This is a genomic window from Mesorhizobium sp. M4B.F.Ca.ET.089.01.1.1 (assembly GCF_004022605.1).
GTDB lineage: Bacteria > Pseudomonadota > Alphaproteobacteria > Rhizobiales > Rhizobiaceae > Mesorhizobium > Mesorhizobium abyssinicae.
Genome location: NZ_RZOS01001088.1, coordinates 1 through 725, shown reverse-complemented (window position 1 = coordinate 725; position 725 = coordinate 1). Strand labels below are relative to the sequence as shown.

General features: G+C 59.9%; 2 protein-coding genes. Both read left to right on the top strand.

Going from position 1 to position 725, the window contains the following annotated elements; genetic code table 11:
* The coding region (locus EN780_RS36175; RefSeq protein WP_145971043.1) for a recombinase family protein at positions 1–318 on the top strand (318 nt) is incomplete at its 5' end.
* Positions 319–513: 195 nt separating this feature from the next.
* A partial coding sequence (locus EN780_RS36170) for a PAS domain-containing protein (RefSeq protein ID WP_245500246.1) occupies positions 514–725 on the top strand: 212 nt, incomplete at its 3' end.

The following is a 725-nucleotide window of genomic DNA, read 5'->3' as shown; positions in this document are numbered from 1 at the left end:
CGGGGAGTCGGTCTGAAAGTGTTGCAATTCGGCAAAGACACGCTGGACACAACGGGAGCCTACGGTCGGCTGATGCTGAACATGTTCGCCGCCTTCGCCGAGTTCGAGCGGGACCTGATGAGAGAGCGACAGAAGGAGGGCATCGCGAAGGCGAAGGCAGAGAAGAAATACAAAGGGCGCAAGCCGACGGCGCGAGCAAAGGCCGGCGAAGCGGACTCCTTGTTTCAGCAGCAGAAATCAGTATCAGAGATCGCCGCGTCGCTCGGCATCGGGCGGGGGTCAGTCTACCGGGCGCTCGCGGCTGCTGGCCTAAAGTAGCTCACGGCATGTAAGCGGGGCGCGGAGATCGGCACGCGGGGCCTTACGATCTCTCGAACTATGTAGTTTTGCCGACCCACGATCCGGCGGTCGAGAGCCCGTAGCGGGGAAGGGTGCCTTACGATTGGAACCTATTGGGAAATCGGGTGTTGAGATGGGTTAAGGGGTTTTCAGCACTTCATGGAACAACGAGCTTTGCCCTCCAGCATTTCTGGCGCGCGATCCTTCGGAAGCAACGGGGACGACGACGGGAACGGTGCGATCCTGCTTCCCGGCAGCGAGGTAGAAGATTTCTTCGAGAATGCAGCCGTGTCTCTCCACCTAGTCTCGAACGATGGCACCATTTTGCGCGCCAATCGAGCCGAACTGGACCTACTCGGCTATGCCCCGGAGGAATACATCGGCCG